At 73.0% G+C, this 16,060-nt stretch carries 17 protein-coding genes and 1 riboswitch; of the genes, 9 read left to right on the top strand and 8 right to left on the bottom strand.

The features are described 5' to 3' along the window. The coding region (locus ACZ518_RS13855; RefSeq protein WP_469113243.1) for an ATP-binding cassette domain-containing protein at window positions 1-841 on the bottom strand (841 nt) is incomplete at its 3' end. A 272-nt stretch (window positions 842-1,113) separates the two neighbouring features. Between ACZ518_RS13855 and ACZ518_RS13860 the strand changes: the two genes are divergently transcribed. From ACZ518_RS13860 to ACZ518_RS13880, 5 genes are all read left to right on the top strand, one after another. After that, a complete protein-coding gene (locus tag ACZ518_RS13860; RefSeq protein ID WP_469113244.1) occupies window positions 1,114-1,596 on the top strand; it encodes an SAV_6107 family HEPN domain-containing protein in 483 nt (160 codons plus the stop codon). A 74-nt stretch (window positions 1,597-1,670) separates the two neighbouring features. Continuing rightward, window positions 1,671-2,429, top strand: coding sequence for a methyltransferase (locus ACZ518_RS13865; RefSeq protein WP_469113245.1), 759 nt, complete (start codon window positions 1,671-1,673; stop codon window positions 2,427-2,429). A 309-nt stretch (window positions 2,430-2,738) separates the two neighbouring features. Next, a complete protein-coding gene (locus ACZ518_RS13870; RefSeq protein ID WP_469113246.1) occupies window positions 2,739-3,140 on the top strand; it encodes a DUF3040 domain-containing protein in 402 nt (133 codons plus the stop codon). A 101-nt stretch (window positions 3,141-3,241) separates the two neighbouring features. Further along, entirely contained in the window at window positions 3,242-3,865 is a 624-nt protein-coding gene (locus tag ACZ518_RS13875; protein WP_469113247.1) for a DUF4126 domain-containing protein, read from the top strand. A gap of 31 nt (window positions 3,866-3,896) precedes the next feature. Further along, window positions 3,897-5,330, top strand: a complete 1,434-nt coding sequence (locus tag ACZ518_RS13880) for a phytoene desaturase family protein (protein WP_469113248.1) — start codon at window positions 3,897-3,899, stop codon at window positions 5,328-5,330. 21 nt (window positions 5,331-5,351) lie between these two features. On the opposite strand, the gene ACZ518_RS13885 is transcribed toward ACZ518_RS13880, so the two are convergent. The 5 genes from ACZ518_RS13885 to ACZ518_RS13905 all read right to left on the bottom strand — a co-directional run bounded on the left by ACZ518_RS13885 (window position 5,352) and on the right by ACZ518_RS13905 (window position 9,763). Next, window positions 5,352-6,236 carry a hypothetical protein gene (locus tag ACZ518_RS13885; RefSeq protein WP_469113249.1) on the bottom strand — a complete coding sequence of 295 codons (885 nt, stop codon included), beginning with the start codon at window positions 6,234-6,236 and terminating at the stop codon, window positions 5,352-5,354. Window positions 6,237-6,287: 51 nt separating this feature from the next. Then, the gene (gene metF, locus ACZ518_RS13890) at window positions 6,288-7,202 is read right to left on the bottom strand and encodes a methylenetetrahydrofolate reductase [NAD(P)H] (protein WP_469113250.1); all 915 of its coding nucleotides are present in this window, start codon (window positions 7,200-7,202) and stop codon (window positions 6,288-6,290) included. A gap of 79 nt (window positions 7,203-7,281) precedes the next feature. Next, window positions 7,282-7,920 carry a thiamine phosphate synthase gene (gene thiE, locus ACZ518_RS13895; RefSeq protein ID WP_469113251.1) on the bottom strand — a complete coding sequence of 213 codons (639 nt, stop codon included), beginning with the start codon at window positions 7,918-7,920 and terminating at the stop codon, window positions 7,282-7,284. Window positions 7,921-7,996: 76 nt separating this feature from the next. Continuing rightward, entirely contained in the window at window positions 7,997-8,362 is a 366-nt protein-coding gene (locus ACZ518_RS13900) for an Rv2175c family DNA-binding protein (protein ID WP_362468403.1), read from the bottom strand. A gap of 180 nt (window positions 8,363-8,542) precedes the next feature. Next, the gene (locus ACZ518_RS13905) at window positions 8,543-9,763 is read right to left on the bottom strand and encodes an NAD(P)/FAD-dependent oxidoreductase (RefSeq protein WP_469113252.1); all 1,221 of its coding nucleotides are present in this window, start codon (window positions 9,761-9,763) and stop codon (window positions 8,543-8,545) included. A gap of 281 nt (window positions 9,764-10,044) precedes the next feature. Between ACZ518_RS13905 and ACZ518_RS13910 the strand changes: the two genes are divergently transcribed. From ACZ518_RS13910 to ACZ518_RS13925, 4 genes are all read left to right on the top strand, one after another. Next, a complete protein-coding gene (locus ACZ518_RS13910) occupies window positions 10,045-11,673 on the top strand; it encodes an IS200/IS605 family accessory protein TnpB-related protein (RefSeq protein WP_469113253.1) in 1,629 nt (542 codons plus the stop codon). 19 nt (window positions 11,674-11,692) lie between these two features. After that, a riboswitch (TPP riboswitch) is annotated at window positions 11,693-11,805 on the top strand. Continuing rightward, a complete protein-coding gene (gene thiO, locus ACZ518_RS13915; protein WP_469113254.1) occupies window positions 11,803-12,984 on the top strand; it encodes a glycine oxidase ThiO in 1,182 nt (393 codons plus the stop codon). Its footprint overlaps the riboswitch before it by 3 nt. After that, window positions 12,981-13,181, top strand: a complete 201-nt coding sequence (gene thiS / locus ACZ518_RS13920; protein ID WP_469113255.1) for a sulfur carrier protein ThiS — start codon at window positions 12,981-12,983, stop codon at window positions 13,179-13,181. The genes thiO and thiS overlap by 4 nt, the downstream gene beginning before the upstream one ends. Window positions 13,182-13,185: 4 nt before the next feature. Next, a complete protein-coding gene (locus ACZ518_RS13925) occupies window positions 13,186-13,980 on the top strand; it encodes a thiazole synthase (RefSeq protein WP_469113256.1) in 795 nt (264 codons plus the stop codon). A 648-nt stretch (window positions 13,981-14,628) separates the two neighbouring features. Here the strand turns inward: ACZ518_RS13925 and ACZ518_RS13930 are convergent. Both ACZ518_RS13930 and ACZ518_RS13935 read right to left on the bottom strand, forming a co-directional pair. Then, window positions 14,629-15,306, bottom strand: coding sequence for a class I SAM-dependent methyltransferase (locus tag ACZ518_RS13930; protein ID WP_469113257.1), 678 nt, complete (start codon window positions 15,304-15,306; stop codon window positions 14,629-14,631). Between the two features lie 68 nt (window positions 15,307-15,374). Further along, complete coding sequence (locus tag ACZ518_RS13935; RefSeq protein WP_469113258.1) at window positions 15,375-15,833, bottom strand: glycine-rich domain-containing protein; 459 nt, start codon at window positions 15,831-15,833, stop codon at window positions 15,375-15,377. Window positions 15,834-16,060: the final 227 nt, after the last annotated feature.

Consider the following 16,060-nt stretch of genomic DNA (forward strand, 5'->3'; position numbering starts at 1 on the left):
CGCCGGTGCCGGCCTCGGCGGCGGGGTCCGTGTCGTTGCCCGGGGGCAGGCCCCAGGTGATCTTCGGACCGTCGGTGCCCGCCGCGGCGGGCCGCCCGGGCACGGCCTTCCCCGTGTGCTTGCCGGTCCGCTGCTCCGCGGGGGCGGCCGCGCCGGTGCGCAGCACCGTCACGCCTTCCGGGGCCTCGCTGCACACCGCGAGGACGGTCGTCCCGCGGTCGGCGACCGAGCGGAGCAGGGCCCAGGCCTCGACGCGTTCGGCGTCCGAGAGCTTGAGGTCGAGGTCGTCGAGGGCCAGCAGCCGGGGGCCGCCCAGCAGGGCGATGGCCACGGACAGCCGTACGGCCTCCAGCCGTTCCAGGTCGCGTACGGAGGTCCGCTCGCCCTTGGGCAGGGTGGCGGGGTCCAGTCCTACGGCGGCCAGGGCCTCCGCGATCCGGGCCCGGGCGGTGGCACGGCGGTCGCCGCGCGGGCGCAGCAGGGTCCGCAGGGGGGCGTCGTAGCGCCGCTGGAGCATGGCTCCCTCGCGGAGCTGCTCGGCGACGGTGAGGGCCTGGTCGAGGTCGTTGACCCCGGGGACCGGGCCGAGGGCGGCGATCCGGCGGACCGCGGCCATCTTCTTCGGGAGCCGGTGGCGGCCGATCTCGGCGTGCCCTTCGGTGGCCTTCATCCGCCCGGTGAGGGCGAGGAGCAGGCAGGTCCGGCCGCTGCCGGAAGGGCCTTCGAGGGCGATGAGCGATCCGGGGGCCGCGTCGATCCCCACGCCGCGGAACACCCAGCCGCGCGGGCCCTTGAGTCCGAAGCCCTCGGCCTTGACGGCGGCGCCGTGCGGGCTGTCCACGCCCCTCTCCCTCCTTTTGAACTGACCGGTCAGTTCAAAAACTAGCAGGTTCGGGCCCGGGGAGGTGCGCGACGGGGGCCTTTGGCGGGATCCCGACGGGACCGGGGCGGGCTCGGCGAGGGATCGGGGGACGGACCGGGGAGGGATCGGGGCAGGGACCCTTCGGGGAAACATGCAGGTCAGCGCGATTGTCAGTGGCGGCCGTCACGATGGACACACGAACGCAGACACCGGCAGCACGCCGAGCACCACGCAACGACAGGAGGTTCGTCATGGCCACACCGTCCCCGTCCCCTGTCCACCCCGTCCCGCGCAGGACGTCCGCACCGCCGGCCGCCCTCGACCTGCTCGCCAAGGCCCACAGTGGCCTGGCCGAGGCGGCCCTGCTGCCCCGGCCCAACGAGCGGTACGCCACCGCCCACCTGGCGGCGCTGCGCACCGCCGCGGCCGTGCTCGCCGCGCGCGGGCGGCCCGAACCGGTGAACCCCCGGCGGCGGCCCCGGATCCGCAGCGCGTGGGAGGTGCTGCCGGAGATAGCGCCGGAGCTGACCGAGTGGAGCGCGCTGTTCGCCTCGGGTGCGGCCCGCCGGGCCCGGGCCGAGGCGGGGATACCGGACGCGGCGAGCGGCCGGGACGCGGACGACCTCGTACGGGAGGTGAGGATGTTCCTGCGGCTGGTGGAGCGGATGCTCGCGCTGCAGCCCGTGGCGCAGGCCCTGCCGCAGCCTCGCCCGGAGCGTCCGGACGCCGGATGAGCTGGCCGGTCGGCTGAGGCAATAGGGTGGGGCACGCACCGCCCCACCCTTTACGCGCCGAGGAGCCATCAGCCGTGTCGGACACTTCCCGCCCCCGCGCCTCCCTCCGCACCGCCGTGGTGTGGGAGGTCCTCAAGGAGGCCCTCGACCGCCGGGTGAAGGCGACCGGGCGGGCGGCGCTGGAGGTTCTGGACACCGGCGGCGGCACCGGCAAGTTCGCCGTGCCGGTGGCCCGGCTGGGCCACCGCGTGACCGTGGTCGACCCCAGCCCGAACGCGCTGTTCGGGCTGGAGCGCCGGGTCGCCGAGGCCGGCGTCGCCGATCTGGTGCGCGGGGTCCAGGGCGACGCCCAGGGCCTGCTGGACGTCGTCGAGCGGGACGCGTACGACGTGGTGCTCTGCCACGGCGTGCTGGAGTACGTGGACGACCCGGCCGAGGGCGTGGCCAACGCCGTCGCCGCCCTGCGCCCCGGCGGCATCCTCAGCCTGCTCGGCGCCGGCGTCGGCGGGGCCGTGCTGGCGCGGGCGCTCGCCGGCCACTTCACCGAGGCCCGTACCGCCCTCACCGACCCGGCCGGGCGCTGGGGCTCCGGCGACCCGGTGCCGCGCCGCTTCACCGCCGAGCAGCTGGGCGCGCTGGTCGGGGACGCCGGCCTGGAGGTCGGCGCGGTCCACGGCGTGCGCATCTTCGCCGACCTGGTTCCCGGGGTGCTCGTGGACACCGAACCCGGCGCGGTGGAGGCGCTGCTGCGTCTGGAGGAGGCCGCCGCCGAGCTGCCCGCCTTCCACGCGGTGGCCACGCAGCTGCACGTCCTGGGTGAGAAGCCCGCCTGATCTGCGGGCTTGCTCCGGCGGGCTTCCGGCGGATCCCCTACCTTCCGGCGCGCCGACCCGTATGATCGGGTGCACCGGTCGGCATGGCGGACTGCTCATTGGGGAATAAGCGCCTCAATGACCGCCTTGACGCCGGTACGTTCGAAGCACCCGTTCGTTCGGCACCGGGTCCGGCTCGCTGGATTTGCCTGGCACGGTGGTTTGCAGAATGTGGCGTAGAGGGCGGGTATCACGGGGGCGATTCCCCGCCTATCCTGAAGGGGACCCCTGGTCGCTACCCCCCGCGACCGACGGATGAGGAGGACTCCCGTGCCGCTCTCGGAGCACGAGCAGCGAATGCTCGAGCAGATGGAGCGAGCGCTGTACGCCGAAGACCCCAAGTTCGCGACAGCGCTTGAGGGCAGTGGACTGCGCACGTACACCCGGCGACGGGTCTACCAGGCAGTCGTAGGCATTGTGGTGGGTATCGCGCTCCTCATGACTGGTGTGATCTGGCAGGAAGTGCTCTGGATCAGCGTGGTGGGATTCCTCGTCATGCTGGCCTGTACGGTCCTCGTGGTCACCGGTTGGCGCAAGGCACCCAGGCCTGGCGAGCAGCCCGTCTCCGGAAGTGCAGGCGGTTCGGCCCGTGGCCGCAACCGGCAGCGTCGGTCGATGATGACCCGTATCGAGGAACGGTGGCAGCGCCGCCGTGACGAACAGGGGCAGTAGCCCCGCACACACTCCGTCGGTGAGGGGACGGCTGCGCGATCGCGGCCGTCCCCTCACCGTTTCCGCCCGCCCGATGGCCCGCGCTGCGGCATGCTGATCAGATGAGTGTCCTCCCCCTGGTCTTCACCAGTGGCTGGGCCAGCGGGATCAACGCCTACGCCGTGGTCCTGCTGCTCGGCGTCTTCGGCGCGACCGGCCTGTCCGACGATGTCCCCGCCTCGCTCCAGCGCACCGACGTCCTGATCGCCGCCGCCGTGCTGTTCCTGTGCGAGGCCGTGGCGGACAAGATCCCGTACGTGGACTCCTTGTGGGACACCGTCCACACCGTGATCCGGCCCGTCTCCGGAGCGGTGGTCGGCGCCCTCCTGGCCGGGCAGAGCGGCTCGCTCTCCGACCTCGCCGCCGGGGCGGTCGGCGGTTCCACCGCGCTGGCCAGCCATTTCGTCAAGGCCGGTACCCGGATGGCGGTCAACGCCTCCCCGGAGCCGTTCAGCAACATCGTGCTGAGCACCGCCGAGGACCTCGGCGTGGGCGGCATCGTCACCTTCGCCATGTTCAACCCTCAGGCGGCCGCGGTGATCGCGGCCGTGCTGCTGCTCATCGGCCTGGCCATGGTGGTCTATCTCTGGAGCCGGATCCGCCGCTTCCGGCGGCGGCGGGCCCTGCGCCGCGAGGAGAAGCGGATCGGGGGTGCCCGCGCCGCCGGCGGGGCACCGCCCGGCTGACCCGCCGGCCTCGCTCGATAGGCTCGGCGCCATGGCAAGAATTGCGGTGATCGGCGCCGGGATGGGCGCGATGGCGACGGCGGCCCGGCTGGCCGTGGCGGGCCACCAGGTGACGGTGTACGAGCGCGGCACCACGTACGGGGGTGCCGTCGGCCGGTACGAGCGCGACGGCTTCGCCTTCGACACCGGGCCCGGGCTGCTGCACCTGCCCGCCGTCTACCGCGACCTGTTCGTGAAGACCGGCAAGCGGCCGCTGGAGGACTGCGTCGACATGGTCCAGCTGGACCCCGCGGTCCGGCACGTCCTGGACGGCGCCGCCGTCACCCTCCCGGGCGCGTCCCGGGGCGGGGTCGCCACCGCCCTCGACGAGGCCTTCGGCCCGGGCGCGGGCGAACGCTGGAACGCCCTGCTGGGCCGGGCCCGCGACACCTGGGACGCCACCCGCCGCCCCCTGCTGGAGGAGCCGCTGCGCGCCGACTGGCAGGTACTGGGCCGCGACCCGTACCCGGCGCTGCGCGGCAGCGGCCTGCTGCGCCGCCGTCCGCCGACCCTGGCCGAGGTGGCCCGGCGCGAGCTCGGCGGCGGGCTCGGCGAGCTGCTGGCCGGCCGGGTCCTGGCGTACGGGCTGGACCCCGACGCGGCGCCCGCCGCCGCGGCCGCGCTGCCGTACATGGAGCAGACCTTCGGCAGCTGGTACGTCCGCGGCGGCATGCGCGAGCTGGCCACCGCGGTGTACGAGCGCTGCCGGGAGCGGAAGGTGGAGTTCGTCTTCGGCGCCGACGTCCGCTCGGTGCTGACCCACGACGGCAGGGCGGCCGGGGTGCGGCTGGCCGACGGCACCGAGGCCGCCGCCGACCACGTCGTCTGCGGCATCGACCCGAGGCAGCTGCCGGGCGCCTCCGTGCCCCGGCCGCGCGGCGGCGTACCGGCCCAGGGCGGCGAGGTGCCCGGGCGGCTGACCCTGCTGCTGGCCCTGAACGGCCCCCGCCCGGCGGACGCCGTCCACCGCACGCTGGTGCACTCCCCCGGCACCGCCGGCGTCCGGCTGGTCACGGTGCTGCGCCCGGACGACCCCGCCACCCGGCCCGACGCGGACCACGAGGCGGTCACCGTGAGCGCCGTGTGCGGCCCCGCGGGCGGTGCGCCGGTCCCGGACCCGGAGAAGCTGCTGGACCTCGCCGCACGGGCCGTCCCCGGGCTGCGCAAGCGGCTGCTGTGGCAGGAGGTGCGCACCCCGGAGGACGTGGAGGCGGCCACGGGCGCGTGCGGCGGCTCGGTGCCGGCGCCCGCGCTGCCGGGGGACGGCGGCCGGATGCTGTACCCGGCGAACGCGACGGCCCTGCCCGGGCTGTACCTCGCGGGCGGCTGGGCGCATCCCGGCGGCGGGCTCGCGCACGCCGGGATGACGGGGGCCCTGGTGGCCGGGCTGATCGTGGAGGGGGCGGAGTTCCGGGGCTCGCAGTGAGCCCCGGCCCGCCGGGCCCCGTCAGTGGCGGTACTGGCCGCCGTACTCCCCGTTGCCGTTGCCGGGGTACTGGTACGGGTACTCCTGCGGCTGCTGCGGGTCCTGCTCCGGGTAGGGCTGCTGCGGGGCGGCGTCGGTGGCGCGCTGCTGCGGGACCCAGACCCCGCCGGGCGGGGTGTCCATGGAGTACTGCTGGTGGGCCGGGTCGGCGTAGGGCGGGTAGGCCGTGCCGTCGTAGGGCGGGGCCGGGGAGACCTCGCCGCCGGTGCCGATGTACGGGTCCGAGTAGGCGGCGTAGACCTGCTGCTCGCCCCCGGGGTAGTAGCCGCCCTGGCCCTGCTGCTGGTCGTAGTAGGCCGCGTACTGGTGGGCGTCCTGCTCGGCCGTGGTGAACGGCGAGGCGAAGGGGGGCTCGGCGCCGGGCTGCTGGGGCTGCTGCGGCTGGGGGACGAAGCTCTGTATCCCGTACGAACCGGTCTCCTCGGGCACCGGCTGCGGGGTGAACACCGCACCCTGGGACCCGGTGTCGCCGCCGGGGCCCTGGTCCTGGTCGGCGTACTCCAGGCCGGTGACCTCCAGCGCGGGCTCCGGGGCCGGTGCGCCCCCGGAGCGGCGGCGTCTGCTCTGTGCCTCGCCCGGTGCGGGCCGCCCGCCCCGGCGCAGTGCCCAGCCGGCCACGAAGCCCTTGCGGAAGGACAGCGTGACGAGGGTCTGGCCGACGGCGAACGCGGTCGCGCCGGCGGCGATCACGAGCACTGACGGCAATATCACCCCGGCCACCACCCCGACGAAGCCGGTGAAGGCGAGCAGGCGCCAGCGCAGCCGGGCCTTGTACTGCATCAGGACCTCGGCAAGCAGCCACAACGCGACGATGCCGAACGCGATGTAGAGGACCGTCATTCCCATGCAAGGCCCCTCTCGGTACGGCCGCCCGCGCGGGAAGGAGAGGACGGCCGGTCAGGCCCGCTGGTGCAGGCCCAGGTTCTCGTAGATTTCGAGGGTCGCCGTGGAATTGTTCAGCGTGATGAAGTGCAGTCCCGGAACACCCTCGGACAGCAGCCTCGCGCAGAACTCCGTGGCGAACTCGATGCCAATGGAGCGTACAGCGGCCGGATCGTCCTTGACGGCGAGCATGCGTTCTTTGACTGCGTCGGGGAAGACCGCGGTGCTCAGTTGCGGCAGCCGGTCGAGCTGCTTGATGCCCACAACAGGCATGACCTCGGGGATGATCGGGGTTTCACAGCCCGCCTTGGCGACGCCGTCGCGCAGCCGCAGATAATTCTCGGGATCGAAGAACATCTGGGTGATGGCGTAGTCCGCACCGGCGCGGCACTTGTCCACGAAGTGCCGGATGTCCGTGTCCCAGTCCTCCGAGCGCGGGTGCATCTCGGGGAAGGCGGCGACGCCGACGCAGAAATCGCCGGACTCCTTGAGCAGGCGCACCAGGTCGGCCGCGTAGTCGACGCCCTCGGGGTGCTTGACCCAGGGGCCCATGGGGTCGCCCGGCGGGTCGCCGCGCAGCGCGAGCATGTTGCGGATGCCGGCGTCGGCGAACTGGCCGATGACGTGGCGCAGCTCGGCGACGGAGTGGTCCACCGCGGTCAGGTGCGCGACGGGCGTCAGGGTGGTGTCGGAGGCGATCTGCTGGGTGGCGCGTACGGTGCCGCCCCGGGTGGAGCCGCCGGCCCCGTACGTGACGGAGACGAAGCTCGGGGAGACCGCCTCGATCCGGCGGAGGGCGTTCCAGAGGTTGCGCTCGCCCTTCTCGGTCTTGGGAGCCCAGAACTCGAAGGAGTACGAGGCTCCGGACGCGAGGAGGTCGCGGACCGTGTGTGCACGGTCCGCCCAGGTGGAAGCGGTACCAAGGGCCATACCGGCAGGTTAGACGCGCCCCGGCGGACACCGAAGCGCTGTCCACAAGATGGACAGATTTTTGGACACCCCTGTGCCGTCAGCCGAGACGGGCGCGGACCCTCTTGGCGAGTTCGGCGGCGGCGGCACCGGGGTCGGAGGCCTCGGTTATGGCACGGACGACCACGACGCGGGTGGCGCCGGCGTCCAGGACCTCGTCCAGATTGCCGCCGTCGATGCCGCCGATGGCGAACCACGGGCGGTCCTGGGCGAGGGCCGCCGTGTACCGGACGAGGTCGAGTCCGGGGGCGTGGCGGCCGGGCTTGGTGGGGGTGGGCCAGCAGGGGCCGGTGCAGAAGTAGTCCACTCCGGGCTCGGCGACGGCGGCTTCCACCTCGGACTCTGCGTGGCAGGAGCGGCCGATCAGGACCCGGTCGCCGAGGATGGCGCGGGCGGCGGGGACGGGAATGTCCCCCTGGCCGAGGTGCAGGACGTCGGAGCCGATGGCGTGCGCGACGTCGGCGCGGTCGTTGACGGCGAGGAGCTTGCCGTGGTGGCGGGCGGCCTCGGCGAAGACCTGGAGGTGTTCGAGCTCCTCGCCCGCCTCCATGCCCTTGTCGCGGAGCTGGACGATGTCGACGCCGCCGGCCAGGACGGCGTCCAGGAACTCGGGGAGGTCGCCCTGCCGCTTGCGTGCGTCCGTGCACAGGTAGAGCCGGGCGTCGGACAGCTGCTGCATGGGAGTACCCCCCTGGTGGTGACGGTGTGCGGGCGGGCCGAGGTTACCCGGCCCGCCGCATCCGTGGATCAGCCGGTCAGAGGGCGAGCGCCTGGGCGCGGCGCTTCACCTCCGTGCCGCGGTTCTCCCGCAGCGCCTGCACGGGGGTGCCGGGCAGGCTCGCGTCCTCGGTGAAGAGCCACTCCAGCATCTCCTCGTCGGAGAAGCGGTCGTCTCGCAGTACGGTCAGCAGTCCGACGAGGCCCTTGACGACCTTGTCGCCGTCGATGAACTGCGCCGGAACCTGCAGGGCGCGGTTCTCGCCCCGCCGTACGGCGATCAGCTGCCCTTCCTTGACCATCTGGCGGACCCGGGTCACCTCGATGTCGAGCATCTCCGCGATGTCGGGGAGGTACAGCCAGGAGGGGACAAGGGCGTCGATCTTTGCGTCAATCTCGGTCACGGGCACAAGCCTGCCACCTCGGGCGGGCCGCCGGTACCCGACCCCGTCCGTCCGGGGGCGGGCCGGGGGCCGGACGGGGCAGTACTCGGGGCCGGACGGGGCGGCGTGCGGGGCCGGACGGGGCCTGGCGGCGGGCCCGGACGGGGCCGGACGGCGGTGCCCGGCCGGCCCCGGGGGGCGTCAGGCCAGGGCCGCCTTCAGCGGAACGGCCGGGTCCGCGACCTTGGCCGGGTCCACGGGCGCGCCGGTCTCGATCAGCTTGCGGCCCTGCGCCAGGTCCCGTGGGCGGCCCACGGCCAGCACGGCGGCCAGCGCGCCCCCGCGCAGCCAGCACACCGACCAGGTGGGGCCCGCCGGGTCGCCGCGCCACACCAGGGTGTCGGCCCCGCCGTGGTGGCCCGCGTACTGGACGAAGCGGCCGAACTGCTCGGACCAGAAGTACGGCACGGGGTCGTAGACCTGGACCGGCTCCCCGGCCAGGATGTTCGCCGCGACGGCCCGGGGGCCCTGGAGGGCGTTGTCCCAGTGGTGGACCAGCAGCCGCGCCCCGTAGCGGGCCGACGGGAAGGAGGAGCAGTCGCCGACCGCGTACACCCCGGGGAGCGAGGTGCGCAGGTACGCGTCCGCGGTGACGGAGCCGTCGGCGCCGAGCTCGACCCCGGTACCGGCGAGCCAGTCGGTGGCGGGCCGGGCGCCGATGCCGACGACGACGGCCCCGGCGGGCAGCTCCCGGCCGTCCGCCAGCAGGACCCGGCCCTCCTCGATCCCGGCCACCTTCGCGCCGGTGAGCAGGGTCGCGCCGGCCTCGGCGTACCACCGGGCCATCGGCTCGGCGACCTCGGCGGGCAGGGCCCCCGCCAGCACCCGGTCCGCCGCCTCGACCACCGTGACGGCGCAGCCGGCCTCGCGGGCCGCGGTGGCGAACTCGGCGCCGATCCAGCCCGCCCCGACCACGACGGCCTCGGGGGCGGTGGCCAGCACCGGGCGCAGCCGGGCGGCGTCGTCGAGGGTGCGCAGCAGGTGGACTCCCGGGACCCCCTCGGTGCCGGGCAGGGTCAGCGGCACGGCTCCGGTGGCCAGCACGAGGACCTCGTACCGGACCGGACCGGCCTCGGTGTCGACCTCGCGGGCCCCGTCCCGCAGCCCGGTGACCTCGATGCCGAGGCGCAGGTCGATGCGCAGGCCCTCGAAGTCCACCTCGAACGCGGAGTCCTCGGCCTTGCCGAGGAGCACCGCCTTGGAGAGCGGGGGCCGGTCGTAGGGCTGGTGGGGTTCGGCACCCAGCAGTGTCACGGGGCCCTCGTAGCCCTGTTCCCGCAGGGCCACGGCGGTCTGCACACCGGCCATTCCGGCGCCCACGATCACGACACCGGCGTTCGTCTGTTCCGTCTGCTCACTCACGCGCCCACCCTAGTGAACTGACGGCCCGTCAGGATCAGCGGGCGGCGAGATCGTCGCGCGGGCGCCGGGGAGGCAGCCTTACCCGGCTCCGGCCACGGGGCTGGAACTGCCGTTCGTCGACCAGGTGTGAGTGTGTTTTGGCGTGCGTGAGCGAGTGTCTCGTCGATGCGAGGTGGTCGACGGCAGGGTTGGAACGGGAGTTCTTGAATCGAGTGGGTGACCTTCGCGGGTGGTGGTCGTTGAGCATCGGGGACGGTCCTCGGCGGCTGAGGGGGTGCGGGGTGGGCGGGCTGCGGCAATTGTCGGCGCCGTTCGTCGCGCTCGGACCGGCTGGTGTCGCGGTGCGGACCCGGCTGAAGAACCTCACCGCGCGGGACGAGGAGGTGCTGCGCCTGACGGGCGCGCACCTCGGCACCCTGGCATCACGTGACCTCAAGGCGCGGTGTGCCGACGGGCTGGATCACTCCACGGACACGTGGGCGGCCCGCAAGCGGGAGCTCACTGCCGTATCGTCGTCGCGGTGGGCGGGGTCACTCACCAAGGCGACGCACGACCAGTGGGCTCTGGCCAGGCGCGGCCAGACGGCACACATCCAGAACCTGGAAGCCGGGATCAAGACGATCACCCACCGCCTGTCGCTCCCGGTTGGGGAGAAGGGCGGCAAGCGTGCTCCGGGTGGATACCGCACCCGGCGGGAGTGGTTCGCCAAGACCCGCCGCCTGCACGTGCTGGAAGACCGGCTGGCCCGTGCGCGGGCCGACCGCGAGGCCGGTCGGGTCCGGATCGTGCGGGGCGGCAAGCGCCTGCTGGACGCCCGGCACCACCTCGATGCCGCCCAGCTCACCGAGGCCGAATGGCGCCGACGGTGGGAAGCCGGCCGATGGTTCCTCCAGGCGGACGGAGAGTCGGGCAAGAGGTTCGGCAACGAAACGATCCGGGTGACGCCCGACGGCGAGGTGAGCATCAAGCTGCCGGCCCCGCTCGCAGGTCTGGCCAATGCCGGGCATGGCCGGTACGTCCTGGCCTGCCGTGTCGCGTTCGCGCACCGGGGTGCGGAGTGGGCCGACCGTGTGGAAGCCAACCGGGCCGTCGCCTACCGCATCCACTGGGACACCGGCCGGGGCCGATGGTATCTGACCGCCTCCTGGCAACACCCGCCTGCGAAGACCATTTCGCTCGAGGCCGCCCTCGCGCACGGGGTGATCGGTGTCGACACCAACGCCGACCACCTCGCCGCCTGGCGCCTGGACACCCACGGCGATCCCATCGGGCTGCCGCACCGCTTCTTCTACGACCTCAGCGGGTCAGCGGATCATCGGGACGCCCAGGTCCGGCACGCCCTGACCCGGCTGCTGCACTGGGCCAAACGCTGCGGCGTCGCCGCGATCGCCGTCGAGGACCTGGACTTCGTCGCGGAGAAAACCCGCGAGAAGCACGGCCGCAAGAAGCGTTTCCGGCAGTTGATCTCCGGCATGCCCACCGGGAAGCTGCGGGCCCGCCTTTCCTCGATGGCCGACCAGACAGGCATCACGGTTATCGCCGTGGACCCGGCCTACACCTCCAAGTGGGGGGCTCAGCACTGGCAGAAGCCCCTCACAAGCAAGACGCGCAAGACCACCGGTCACGATGCGGCGAGCATCGCGATCGGCAGACGCGCCCAAGGGCACCCGATCCGGCGACGAACGGCACCGCCCCACGACGACCAGAGCGATCGTCGTGGGCATCGGACCGTCCAGGCCCGAACGGGCACCCTCGGGCGTGAGGAACCCCGCCCCCGCATCCCCGGACCACGCACACGATGTGTGTCATCGGACGTGGAGCGAACGCGGGCGACCAGGACACCCAAAACCGTTCGGGATGTCCGCAGCGACCAGGAATGGGTCCAAGACTCACTCCTGCTCACTGATTAGGAACGGTTAGTCTGGCCACCGTACCTATCGCGGGAGTCCGGGCGCACCGGGCTGAGAGGGAGGCTGGCCGGCCTCCGACCGTACGAACCTGATCCGGGTCATGCCGGCGAAGGGAGGGGCTGGACGCCCATGCACTCATCTCGGAAGGGATCCGACAAGGGACCCGACGTCCTCGTCATCGGGGGCGGCATCATCGGCCTGGTCACGGCCTGGCGGGCGGCCCGGCACGGGCTGCGCACCGCACTGGCCGACCCCGACCCCGGGGGCGGCGCCGCCCGGGTCGCCGCCGGCATGCTGGCCGCCGTCACCGAGCTGCACTACGGCGAGGAGACCCTGCTCGGCCTCAACGTCGCCTCCGCCGCCCGCTACCCCGAGTTCGCCGCCGAGCTCACCGAAGCCAGCGGCGGCATGGACCTCGGCTACCGTGCCTGCGGCACCCTCGCCGTCGCCCTCGACGCCGACGACCGCCTCCACCTGCGGGAACTCCACGCCCTCCAGCGCCGCTGCGGCCTGGAGTCCGAGTGGCTCACCGGCCGCGAGTGCCGCCGCCTGGAGCCGATGCTCGCCCCCGGGGTCCGCGGTGGGCTCCGCGTCGACGGGGACCACCAGGTGGACCCCCGCCGGCTCGCCGCCGCCCTGCTGGCCGCCTGCGAACGCACCGGGGTCACCGTCCACCGGGCGCGCGCCGAGCGGCTCCTCGTCACCGCCGACCGCGCCGCCGGCGCCCTGCTCGACGACGGCACGGAGCTGCGCGCCGACCAGGTGGTACTGGCCGCGGGCTCGCTCAGCGGCCGGCTGGCCGGCGTACCCCCCGAGGCCCTGCCGCCCGTACGGCCCGTGAAGGGGCAGGTGCTGCGCCTCGCCGTACCGCCCGCGTACGCGCCGTTCCTGTCCCGGACGGTACGGGCCGTCGTGCGCGGCAGCCACGTCTACCTGGTGCCGCGCGAGAACGGCGAACTCGTCGTCGGAGCCACCAGCGAGGAACTCGGCTGGGACACCACCGTCACCGCGGGCGGCGTGTACGAGCTGCTGCGCGACGCCCACGAGCTGGTGCCCGGCATCACCGAGCTCCCGCTCGTCGAGACCCGGGCCGGCCTGCGCCCCGGCTCCCCCGACAACGCGCCGCTGCTCGGCCCCACCGACCTCCCCGGCCTGCACCTGGCCACCGGGCACTACCGGAACGGGGTGCTGCTGACCCCGCTCACCGGCGACGTGATGGCGGAGCTGCTCACCACCGGCACCGTGCCGGAGATCGCCCGCCCCTTCACCCCGCGCCGCTTCTCCTCCACGCGTCAGGAGTCCTACGCATGACCATCTCCGTCAACGGCGAGCCGCGCGAGGTCGCGGCCGGCACCACCCTCGACGCGGTGGTCGCCGCCCTCACCACCGCCCCCTCCGGCGTGGCCGCCGCCCTCAACGAGACCGTCGTACCGCGCGGGCAGTGGCCGGCGACGCCGGTGGACGAGGGCGACCGGATCGAGATCCTCACCGCGGTCCAGGGAGGCTGAACCCATGGCTGACGACGTCTTCACCCTGGGCGGCCGGACCTTCTCCTCCCGGCTGATCATGGGCACGGGCGGGGCCCCGAGCCTGGACATCCTCGAACGCGCCCTGACCGCCTCCGGCACCGAGCTGACCACGGTGGCCATGCGCCGCCTGGACCCCACCGTCCAGGGGTCGGTCCTGTCCGTCCTGTCCAAGCTGGACATCGCCGTGCTCCCCAACACGGCGGGCTGCTTCACCGCCGGCGAGGCCGTCCTCACGGCCCGGCTGGCACGGGAGGCGCTGGGCACGGACTGGATCAAGCTGGAGGTCGTCGCGGACGAGCGCACCCTGCTGCCCGACGGCGTCGAGCTGCTGGACGCCGCGGAGGTCCTGGTCGACGAGGGCTTCACCGTCCTCCCGTACACCAACGACGACCCGGTGCTCGCCCGGAAGCTGGAGGACGTGGGCTGCGCGGCGATCATGCCGCTGGGCTCGCCGATCGGCTCGGGCATGGGCATCCGCAACCCGCACAACTTCGAGCTGATCGTCGAACGCGCCGGGGTCCCGGTCATCCTCGACGCCGGCGCGGGGACCGCGTCGGACGTCGCCCTGGCCATGGAACTGGGCTGCGCGGCGGTCATGCTCGCCTCGGCGGTGACGCGTGCGCAGCAGCCGGTCCTGATGGCGGCGGCGATGCGGGACGCCGTCTCGGCGGGCCGCCTGGCCCACCGCGCGGGCCGCATCCCCCAACGCCGCTTCGCCGAAGCCTCCTCCCCGACGGAGGGCCGCGCAGCCCTGGACCCGGAGCGTCCGGCGTTCTGACCTGCGGCGCGGGGCGCATGCGTACGCAGCTCGCGGCGCGGGCCCGCTATCTCCCCCTCGAGGGGGAGGGGGCGGGCCGGTGGTTGCCCACCCGCCCCCGGGTGCGGGTGGGTGGGGTGGGGGGCGGATCCCCTCGGGCGGTCTCACAGCCGGTTTGGGGGTTTCCCGTCAGTCCCATCGTCCTTCCGGTTCGTGCCGGCCTGTCAAGGGCGCTCCCTTCGGTCGCGTCACTTCGTGATCGCCTTCGGCGACCCTTGACAGCCCGTCCCGCCCCGGAAAGCCGAAAGACTGCCGGGAAGCCCCCAAAAGAACGGCACGGTCCAGAGAGGGAGGGGCGGCCGTGTCAGCGATGAGCGACGGGGCCGGGCGTCGGCCGGCCGGGCATCCGGGCCCGTTGATCCCTGGTTCCGCGCCGGGGGCGCGCTATGCGCACGAGAGGTTGATCAGAGCGGCCTGCGGTGCACCCAGGCGCACCAGATCGCTACGCGCTTCGCATTTTTCGGCGTCCGGCGCCCGTCTTGGGCTGATACCCGCACCAGAGGACGAACAGAGCAGCCCAGGATGCGCATGGGCGCGTCAGATCGCTACGCGCTCCTCTGATCTCGGCGGGCAGCAGCTGTCTTGGGTCCAGCCACGACTGTCGGGTTTCTAGCCTCCCTGGACGCCTCGGACGACCAGGGTGCCCGTGCGCCGGCTACCCGAGGGCGGGGCAAGCACGGAGGCTGACACGTCGGTGTAACCGTGTTCCTTGAGGATCAGAGTCCACACATCGGGTTCGAAGTCCCAACGCTTGACGACGGCGGGGTCTTCTTCGGGCCCGCGCGGGATGTATGACGCCTGACAGCCGTAGCAGCCTTCGACCGGTGGGCGCTGGGAGAAGGCGAAGACTCCACCGGGTTTGAGGTTGGCGTGGACGATCGGCAGCAGGTGGCCGGGGTCGGTGAACCAGGCGGCACCGAACACGCTGTAGATCGCATCGAAGATCGTGAACGTGCCGCCGAGGTAGGTGAGGGCGTCGGCCTGGTGGAGTTCCATGCCCTCCACGCCCGCCCATCGCTGATGGGCCTTGTCGAGTTGCCGGGCGGAGAGGTCGACTCCTACGGCCTTCATACCGAGCGTCGCGAGGTGTGCGGTGTTTCCTGCAGACCCGCAGCCGAGGTCAAGTGCAGTGTCTCCGGCGTTGAGGTTGAGCACGCCGGCCCCGGGACCGTGGTCCGGGTACTGGGTCCAGTTGAACCATGTGGTCTCGCCCCTGGCGTTGGTCTGCCGCCTTTGGGGCTTGCTCTGCGAGTAGGTGTCCCACGCGGTGCTACGAGCGTCAGTCATCGTGTGTCCGTTCTCGTCCATGGCGACAGCCGCCCGGCCCGATACCGGGCGGCTGAGGCAGTGCGGCGTTACTGCTGCACGGGGCTGTCGCTGCAGCCGGCGTAGGACTGGGTGCAGTCAGCCGCATTGTCGGCAGGCCAGAACTCGGGGTCGGTGTCGAAGCCGCCTTCGCGGATCATGTCGGCCGTCCGCCGCATCGCTTTGCGGCCTTCGGTCGGGTTGTGGCCGCTGTTGCGGTCCGGGACGTGGTGGATGAACCGGCCGGAGAGTGCTTCGCAGAAGTCGGCGTAGGGCTTGGTGTGGAGCACGAACGCGTGCCAGAACAGGTCGACTCGCAGGCTCGGGGTCGCCTTCTCCGTGGTGTTCGCGGCGATGGCGAGGAAGGCCGCCATCTGATCGACTCCGCGCTCGCCCTGGCCGTCGGTCATCTCCGGCCAGGAGTCCTCGCGGACCATGGTGATGAGGTCGGTGCGCAGTTGCGGGGTGAGGAGGTCGTATACGGTCCTGGCCGTGTCGGTGATCGTCACGTCTGTGCCTTCCTGGTCTGTGAGAAGCATCGGGGGCACTCGCAGGGGGGGCCAGGCAGCAGAGTCCATGGGGGTCAACGGCTTCTCGGCCGTGCTGCTGGGGTAGATCACCTCAGAGTCGAACGTCTGGCCGGAGTCGTGGGACACCCTCGTGGTCATGCTCATCGTTCGCCTTCCGCTGCCCGATCCGGTTGGTGGATTGATGTTCCCGCTGCCGGCCGGGCAGA

This window comes from Streptomyces sp. NPDC033966 (assembly GCF_055575955.1).

Bases quoted from the DNA above. Each gene is read 5' to 3' on its own strand.
- ACZ518_RS13925 (WP_469113256.1), top strand. From the start codon at position 13,186: ATGGCTGACGACGTCTTCACCCTGGGCGGCCGGACCTTCTCCTCCCGG.
- ACZ518_RS13930 (WP_469113257.1), bottom strand. From the start codon at position 15,306: ATGACTGACGCTCGTAGCACCGCGTGGGACACCTACTCGCAGAGCAAG.
- thiS (WP_469113255.1), top strand. From the start codon at position 12,981: ATGACCATCTCCGTCAACGGCGAGCCGCGCGAGGTCGCGGCCGGCACC.
- ACZ518_RS13860 (WP_469113244.1), top strand. From the start codon at position 1,114: ATGGCCACACCGTCCCCGTCCCCTGTCCACCCCGTCCCGCGCAGGACG.
- thiE (WP_469113251.1), bottom strand. From the start codon at position 7,920: ATGCAGCAGCTGTCCGACGCCCGGCTCTACCTGTGCACGGACGCACGC.
- ACZ518_RS13885 (WP_469113249.1), bottom strand. From the start codon at position 6,236: ATGGGAATGACGGTCCTCTACATCGCGTTCGGCATCGTCGCGTTGTGG.
- ACZ518_RS13880 (WP_469113248.1), top strand. From the start codon at position 3,897: ATGGCAAGAATTGCGGTGATCGGCGCCGGGATGGGCGCGATGGCGACG.
- metF (WP_469113250.1), bottom strand. From the start codon at position 7,202: ATGGCCCTTGGTACCGCTTCCACCTGGGCGGACCGTGCACACACGGTC.
- ACZ518_RS13875 (WP_469113247.1), top strand. From the start codon at position 3,242: ATGAGTGTCCTCCCCCTGGTCTTCACCAGTGGCTGGGCCAGCGGGATC.
- thiO (WP_469113254.1), top strand. From the start codon at position 11,803: ATGCACTCATCTCGGAAGGGATCCGACAAGGGACCCGACGTCCTCGTC.